Source organism: Stenotrophomonas sp. NPDC077659 (assembly GCF_050268705.1).
Taxonomy (GTDB): domain Bacteria; phylum Pseudomonadota; class Gammaproteobacteria; order Xanthomonadales; family Xanthomonadaceae; genus Stenotrophomonas.
This window is the reverse complement of sequence record NZ_JBNNHG010000175.1, coordinates 1-7,205: the sequence shown is the minus strand read 5'-3', so window position 1 is coordinate 7,205 and position 7,205 is coordinate 1. Positions and strand designations below refer to the sequence as shown.

Sequence of the window (7,205 nt, the reverse complement as noted above, 5' to 3'; positions counted from 1 at the left end):
TTCCCCCGCGCCCCCTGTGGGCCAACTTCTTGGGTCGGGCGTGTTGTTATCTCCTTCCAATCCCTTTGTAGAGTCGAGCCATGCTCGACTGCTTTTTCCATCCAGTCGAGCATGGCTCGACTCTACAGAAGCAGCGCAGTCGAGCATGGCTCGACTCTACACAACCGTTATCGCGATTTGCTGGCGCGCAGTGCCTGGATGCGCGGCGGCGGCTGGAACGAATCGCTGCGTGCTTCGGCCCAGAACGAGTGGAATACCGCATGGTCCGGCACTTTGTGCAGAAGCTCGCCCGGCTCCAGATAGCGGTACAGCGAGGCCAGCGAACGGATCTCGACCGGCGACACGCGGCGCAGGATGTGTTCCGGCCCAAGCTCGGCCGGATCGTTCAGGCCCGCCGCACACAGCAGTTCCTTCAGCGCATGCAGGGTGTGCTCGTGGTAGCTGTGCACGCGCGTGGCCTTGTCCGGTGCATCCAGATGCTTCCAGCGCGCCGGGTTCTGGGTGGCGATGCCGGTCGGGCACTTGTCGGTATGGCAGCTCAGCGACTGGATGCAGCCGAGGGCGAACATGAAACCGCGGCCGGCATTGCACCAGTCCGCGCCGAGCGCGATGGTGCGGGCGATCTCGAAGGCACTGGTGATCTTGCCGGCCGCACCGATGCGGATGCGCTCACGCAGGTCCAGGCCGACCAGGGTGTTGTGCACCAGCAGCAGCGCCTCGTGCATCGGCACGCCCACGTGATCGACGAACTCGGCCGGGGCCGCGCCGGTACCGCCCTCCGCGCCATCGACCACGATGAAGTCCGGCAGCAGGCCGGTTTCCTGCATGGCCTTGGCAATACCGAACCATTCCCAAGGGTGGCCAATGGCCAGCTTGAAACCCACCGGCTTGCCACCGGACAGCTCACGCAGGCGGGCCACGAACTGCAGCAGTTCCACCGGCGTGGAGAACGCCGAATGGCGTGACGGGGACACGCAGTCCACGCCCATCGGTACGCCGCGGGTGGCGGAGATTTCGGCCGTCACCTTCGGTGCCGGCAGCACGCCACCGTGTCCCGGCTTGGCACCCTGTGACAGCTTGATCTCGATCATCCTGACCTGATCGTGGGTGGCATTGGCGATGAAGCGTTCCTCGCTGAAACCGCCCTTCTCGTCGCGGCAGCCGAAGTAGCCCGAACCGATTTCCCAGACCAGATCGCCGCCCATCTCGCGGTGATACGGCGAAATCGAGCCCTCCCCGGTGTCGTGGTAGAAGCCACCGCGGCGCGCGCCCTCGTTCAGTGCGCGGATGGCGTTGGCCGACAGCGAGCCAAAGCTCATTGCCGAGATGTTGAACACGCTGGCCGAATAGGGCTTGGCGCAGGTGGGGCCGATCAACACGCGGAAGTCATGCGCGGCGATGGTGGTGGGAGCCAGTGAATGATTGATCCACTCGTAGTCCACCGCATAGGTACTGCGCAGGGTACCGAAGGGAACCGTGTCCATCTCGTTCTTGGCGCGCTGGTAGATCAGCGCTCGCTGCTGGCGCGAGAACGGCACGTCCTCCAGGTCGCTCTGCACGAAATACTGGCGGATTTCCGGCCCGATGGACTCCAGCCCGTAGCGGAAGTGCGCCATCACAGGATAGTTGCGGCGCAGGGTGCTGCGCTTCTGCAGCAGATCCCAGGTGCCCAGTGCCACCATCGCGGCGGTCAGGCCGACGCCCCAATACCAGGCCGGCCAGATCGTGGCCAACCAGAGGCACAGGGGAAACAGCACGATGGCGAGCAGGTAGACGATATACCGGTGCATGGCGTTCCTCGGTTGCAACCGCCACAGTCTACCGTGCGGGTGTCTACAGGCGGTCGTCGACCACGCTGCGCGGCCACGCGGACTTCACGTCGTAGACCAGCCCGCCCGGCGCCAGCAGCGCGCGGATGCGGCCTTCGTCCAACGTTCTGAAGCTGGCATGGGCCACCGCCAGCACGACGGCATCGTAGTGCCCTGCCTGCGGTTCGGCCACCCAATGCACGTTGGCATCGGCCAGTGCCGCCGGTCCGACCCACGGGTCACTCACCTGCACCTGCGCACCGGACGACTGCAGGCGCTGCGCCAGCTCCAGCGCGCGGCTGTTGCGCAGGTCCGGGCAGTCTTCCTTGAAGGTCACGCCCAGCACCAGGATGCGCGACTGCGCAGGCATGCGGCCCCGCTCGGCCAGCATCGCCAGCACGCGCGCAGCCACGTGTTCGCCGACACGGTTGTTGACCTGCCGCGCGGTGTGGATCAGGTCCGGGTGGTAGCCCACGCTCTCGGATTTGTGCAGCAGGTAGTACGGGTCCACGCCGATGCAATGGCCGCCCACCAGGCCGGGGCGGAACGGCAGGAAGTTCCACTTGCTGCCAGCCGCGTCCAGCACGTCCTGGGTATCGATGCCGAGCCGGTCGAAGATCAATGCCAGTTCGTTGACCAGGGCGATGTTGACGTCGCGCTGGATGTTCTCCACCACCTTGGCCGCCTCGGCCACGCGCATCGACGGCGCCGGGAAGGTGCCGGCGGCGATGATGCGCTGGTACAGGCCATCGACAACCGCCGCCACTGCCGGCGTCGAGCCGGAGGTGATCTTGCGGATATCGGCCAGGCGCCGCTGGCGATCACCGGGGCTGACCCGTTCGGGGCTGTAACCGCAGTAGAAATCTTCGTTGAAGCGCAGCCCGGAGCCTTCTTCCAGCAGCGGCACGCACACTTCCTCGGTGGTACCCGGGTAGACGGTGGATTCGTAGATGACCAGATCCCCTGCACGCAGATGGCTGGCGACCCGCCGCGTGGCCGAACGCAGCGGCTCCAGGTCCGGCTGCTCGTAGGCATCGATCGGCGTGGGCACGGTGACGATGTAGACGTTGCACGCGTCCAGCTGCGCGGGGTCGCTGCTGTAACTCAGCTGCACAGCCGCTACCAGTTCCTCCGGCTCCATTTCCAGGGTGTGATCCTGGCCGCTGCCCAGCTCGGCGATGCGTGCGGCGTCGATGTCGTAGCCCAGGGTCGGCATGTGCCGGCCGAAGGCCACCGCCAATGGCAGTCCGACGTAGCCCAGGCCGATCACCGCTGGCAGCGGCAGATGCGCAGCGCTGATGGATGCGCTCATGCGCCAGGTCCGGAGGGCAGCGTCAGGGGGTGGTTCATGCGGATGGCCGGCGTGGAAGCAAACATGCGCCAAGGGTAACCGCCCCGGCGGCGACAGGCCACGCCGGCCTCAGGAGCCCAGGCTGACCGCAGCCGGCTCCAGTTCACCATGGCCGCCGGTCCAGGCACGCAGCAGCAGGGCGAAGCCATGGCTGCGCGAGTGCGGCCCGCTTTCGAAGCCATGCCACGGCGCGGCGACGATGCTGTCCAGCGCGCCGGGTTCAACCATGCAGCTGGCCATGGTCCAGCGCGGGAACCAGCGCGCCTGCAGTTCGCCTGCGGCCAGCTCACTGATGCTGCCGTGGCGGCGCGCGTTGAGAATGCGCGCATGCACCGATTCAATGCCGTCGCGCGGCCCTTCGATATACTGCAGGAAGCGGCCGCCATCGAACATGAGGACACCGGTCACGCCGGCCATGCGGTTGAAGAGGGTTACGTCGGCCAGCAGCGCATCGAGTTCGGGCAGGTCCAAGCCCGCCCTGGCCGTGCTGACATAGGCAAACGCATGCAACGCCATCTTCAACGCCCCCTTCCCCTGATAACGGGAAATATGACAGGAAGCGCAAGGACTTCAAGCGTTGACTATTCCGGCGGTGCCTCGATCACGTAGCCACGCTGCGACAGTTCTTCCAGGTAGCCCTCGCCCAGCAGCTGGCTGACCGGCATCGTGGCGAAGGTACCTGCATGCCTGGCAAGTGCAGCATCGGCGGCCTGCAGCCAACGCCCACGCACCTGCTGCGGCAGGTTGCTCCAGCCGCGCCGGCGCACGAACTCCGAGTCCTGCAGCATCTCACGGCAGCTCTGCGCCATCGCCGACACGGGCAGCCGCTTCAACGCGGCGATATCCCCCAGCGCCCAGGCATTGGCGCGCTCGCGCAGCACCGGCGCCTGGAACTCCACCGTGTCGAGCGTCCGTTCGAAGCACGCACGATCATCCACCTGCGAGGCCTGCAATTCCTTCAGCGCGCCACGCAGGTCATCGATCTTCAGCTTGACCTGCACGTCTTCCGGTTCCAGGTCGCGGGCCTTGTAGGACCGCTTGAGCGCCTCCTTGACCTGCCTGCTGTCGCGCAGGCCGTTGCGCTTGAGGAACGCCTGGTAGAGCCGGCCGGAGGCCACCAGCGGGCGATCCTTCTCCACGCCGCGATCATTGCCCAGGAAGGTCTGCTTCAGCCCCAGCCAGCGGGCGTAGGTCGGTGCTGGCAGCACCTGGTCCAACGTGCGGCCCTGCGGGTCGCGCGCCGTCTTCTTCGCCAGCGGCAGCAACGTCAGGCCCTTGAAGAAGCCAATCTTCGCGTCCAGCCCGAAGCCCGGCTCACCCAGCACATGATCGACGCTGGCAATGGTGCGTTCGACCTCGTCCGATCGCCATTCCATCCGCGCCGGCAGCGGCGATACCGTGCCGAGGATCCACAGCACATGGCCCTGCGGGCCAGTCACCTTCCACAGCCCCGGCCCAGGCTGTTCACCGCTCACCTGGACCGTGTCCAGATCGACCACCGCATCGGCGTGCGGTGGGGCCGACTGCGCCAGCACCGTCCCGGTCGCAAGCGCTGCGGCCAGCGCCAGAGCCCATTGCATCCATTGCCTGCCATGTCCGTGCATGTCGCCATTCCCGGGAGAGTGGGCGGACTGTAACCAGCGCCGCAGCCAGCTGCGTAAAAGCCGCGTTATCCGCCGGCATCGGCCACGATTCCGTTACAATCGGCGCGCGCTGCAGGCCCGGATGGCGAAACTGGTAGACGCATCGGACTTAAAATCCGCCGGGGGCAACCCCATGCCGGTTCGATTCCGGCTCCGGGCACCATCGCATGTTTTGGGGAGCCAACGCTCATGCGGCCATGGCCAGCATCCAACGATCAGGGAACGAGTGGCGCGTGCAGGTGTACGTGGCAGGCGTTCGCGGCGACTCGACCACCACGCGCATGAAGCAGGAAGCTGCGAAGTGGGCTCTTGAGCGCGAGGCCGAGCTGCGGGGAGGGAAGCTGCCAGACAAGTCGCTGCAGGAAGCCATGCGGCGCTACGTCAATGTAGGCGACGTGACCCTCACCCATAAGCTGCTGCACGGCCAAGAAGAATCCGTGTTCGGCGACTTTTGAGCGCTGGGAGAGCTGCAAGGCCAGCCTGCGTGCCAAGGTCGAGCATCCGTTCCGGGTGATCAAGCGGCATTTCGGCTACACCAAGGTGCGCTACCGGGGACTGGCCAAGAACACCGCACAGGTGCTCACCCTGTTCGCGCTGCCCAATCTGTGGATGGCGCGCCGGCAGTTGATGCCGCACAGGGGCACTCCGTCGTGAGGTGCCCACAAGGGCACCTCGAGGGAGGAAGAACATGGCAATCCTCTGCCTCCAACGGCTCCGGATCACTCCGGTGCTGGAAATGCTGCGCTCAACGAAGATTGTTCAGGCTTCCCTTGGGCGCCGCCGGCGCGCAACGACCGGCGGCGCGTGTCCTCAACGCAGCAGGAGATGGGCCTTAGCCATCTCAACGGTCTGAACGGTCACGCCCAGCGCGCAAGGCCCCGGCCCTGGGGCCATTCTGAATGTGACCAAGGCACCTCCGATAGTGGTGCCTACAAGCGAATTGGCCCGGGGGTCATATGGAACCTGGAGAACGAGCAGATCAGGGTACTGGGACAGGAGAGTTCGCGTCGAGACACAGCCTCCGCGAAGGTCGAACGAAAGCGCTTCCAGCTTTCCAACAGGATCGAGCTGCAGCGCAACATTTGTGCCAGTGAGTCGGTCGCCGATAGCCAAATCGTATGCCCCGCCATCAGGCAGACGCCCACGATCCATCGCAGCAGCACGCTTGACGCTATCCGTCCCTGCGACGGTCGCAAATGCGAGTTGTTCCACCTTCTTCCACAAAGCCTTCTGGTCTTCGCGAGACGCTGGTTCTGAGGCTTTCGGAATGGATGGATCCGCGCCCTCCGCGCGCACGTGCAAGGGCGCCACATGGAGTATCGACAACGCCGCCAGTGCAGTGAGAATGCTGGTCTTCATACTTCAGACCTCCGTTCCAGGAAGGGATTGTACGCCGACGTTCCCGTCATACCATTTCCCGTAGAAGGTTCGATAGTTCTGGCCCGTCAATGAATTGGTGTTGTTGCCGCAGATACTGCCTATAACCCTTTCGTCAAGCTTCTCACCACCAGCCAATATGATTGCCTGTAGCTGTGAGGCATTTGAAGCGATGAGCGGAATTTCCACCCTCCCCTCGGATGTATTCAAGATCTCTGACCGCGCTGTCCAATTGTTCAGAACAGCACGCCCCTCATCGGTGCACATTCGCTTGACGAATGCGTCCCTGGGACCTGCCATAGATGCCGGCGCGTCGAAAACTGCCAGCGCTTCACCGAAACCACCTTCTACCGGGGCGGCGGCGATTGCGGCCATGCCACGAGCTGGCGCTGGGACGGCGCGGCCTTCCGGCCCGAGACTGTGCAGCTGCAGCCCGACTGCCTGGGCGGCGAGCCCGGCGATTGGCCAACCGTGTTCCGCACCGCAGGCAGCCCTGTCGACGTTGCGCGCGAGTCCGGACCACCGCGTGACACCCCCGCGCCCGAACCGCGCTGACCAACGCGCTCAGATCGCCCGCGAATAACGCGGCTGTTCCTGCGCAGCCCGCAGATACGGGTCGAAGCACATGGCCAGCAGACGCAGCAGCGGCCTCCCCGGTTCGCTGGTGCGCACCACGCCGTTGCTGTATTCGGCCAGACCATCCTGCTGCAGCCGCTGCACGGCCTGCAGGTCCTGGGCGAAGTACTCCTCGAACTGCACGCCATGGCGCTGGCCCAGAGCACGCACATCCACCTCGCCCTGGCACATCAACTGCTGGATCAGCTCGGCGCGCAGCTGGTCGTCCTCGCTGAGTGCAACACCGCGCCAGACCGGCAGCTGGCCTTGGTCCACCGCCGCTTCCCACGACGGCAGATCACGTGGGTTCTGGCTGTAGGTGGCACCCACGTGGCTGATCGCACTGACGCCCAGACCCACCAGGTCGGTGTCGGCATGGGTGGTATAGCCCATGAAATTGCGATGCAGCTG

Annotated in this window: 7 protein-coding genes, 1 tRNA gene and 2 pseudogenes; 3 read left to right on the top strand and 7 right to left on the bottom strand. The window is 65.3% G+C overall.

Going from position 1 to position 7,205, the window contains the following annotated elements:
• Positions 1–167: 167 nt before the first annotated feature.
• From ACQKDV_RS17395 to ACQKDV_RS17380, 4 genes are all read right to left on the bottom strand, one after another.
• Complete coding sequence (locus ACQKDV_RS17395) at positions 168–1,790, bottom strand: FMN-binding glutamate synthase family protein (RefSeq protein ID WP_427785394.1); 1,623 nt, start codon at positions 1,788–1,790, stop codon at positions 168–170.
• Between the two features lie 43 nt (positions 1,791–1,833).
• The gene (locus ACQKDV_RS17390; RefSeq protein WP_427785392.1) at positions 1,834–3,120 is read right to left on the bottom strand and encodes a nucleotide sugar dehydrogenase; all 1,287 of its coding nucleotides are present in this window, start codon (positions 3,118–3,120) and stop codon (positions 1,834–1,836) included.
• Between the two features lie 108 nt (positions 3,121–3,228).
• Positions 3,229–3,675, bottom strand: coding sequence for a BLUF domain-containing protein (locus tag ACQKDV_RS17385; RefSeq protein WP_427785397.1), 447 nt, complete (start codon positions 3,673–3,675; stop codon positions 3,229–3,231).
• 65 nt (positions 3,676–3,740) lie between these two features.
• Positions 3,741–4,739 (bottom strand): TraB/GumN family protein, encoded by a 999-nt coding sequence (locus ACQKDV_RS17380; RefSeq protein ID WP_427785391.1) that lies wholly within the window; start codon positions 4,737–4,739, stop codon positions 3,741–3,743.
• Between the two features lie 139 nt (positions 4,740–4,878).
• Here ACQKDV_RS17380 and ACQKDV_RS17375 point away from each other — a divergent pair.
• Positions 4,879–4,965, top strand: a tRNA-Leu gene (locus ACQKDV_RS17375).
• A gap of 220 nt (positions 4,966–5,185) precedes the next feature.
• A pseudogene (locus ACQKDV_RS17370) lies at positions 5,186–5,456 on the top strand (transposase); the annotation flags it as partial.
• A 156-nt stretch (positions 5,457–5,612) separates the two neighbouring features.
• Here ACQKDV_RS17370 and ACQKDV_RS17365 read toward each other — a convergent pair.
• Both ACQKDV_RS17365 and ACQKDV_RS17360 read right to left on the bottom strand, forming a co-directional pair.
• The gene (locus ACQKDV_RS17365; protein WP_427785390.1) at positions 5,613–6,161 is read right to left on the bottom strand and encodes a hypothetical protein; all 549 of its coding nucleotides are present in this window, start codon (positions 6,159–6,161) and stop codon (positions 5,613–5,615) included.
• Between the two features lie 3 nt (positions 6,162–6,164).
• Positions 6,165–6,554 (bottom strand): hypothetical protein, encoded by a 390-nt coding sequence (locus tag ACQKDV_RS17360; RefSeq protein WP_427785389.1) that lies wholly within the window; start codon positions 6,552–6,554, stop codon positions 6,165–6,167.
• Between ACQKDV_RS17360 and ACQKDV_RS17355 the strand changes: the two genes are divergently transcribed.
• Positions 6,435–6,734, top strand: coding sequence for a DUF1176 domain-containing protein (locus ACQKDV_RS17355; protein WP_427785395.1), 300 nt, complete (start codon positions 6,435–6,437; stop codon positions 6,732–6,734). The two genes, ACQKDV_RS17360 and ACQKDV_RS17355, sit on opposite strands and share 120 nt — an antisense overlap.
• A gap of 9 nt (positions 6,735–6,743) precedes the next feature.
• Here ACQKDV_RS17355 and ACQKDV_RS17350 read toward each other — a convergent pair.
• Positions 6,744–7,205: pseudogene (locus ACQKDV_RS17350) on the bottom strand (oxygen-independent coproporphyrinogen III oxidase); the annotation flags it as partial.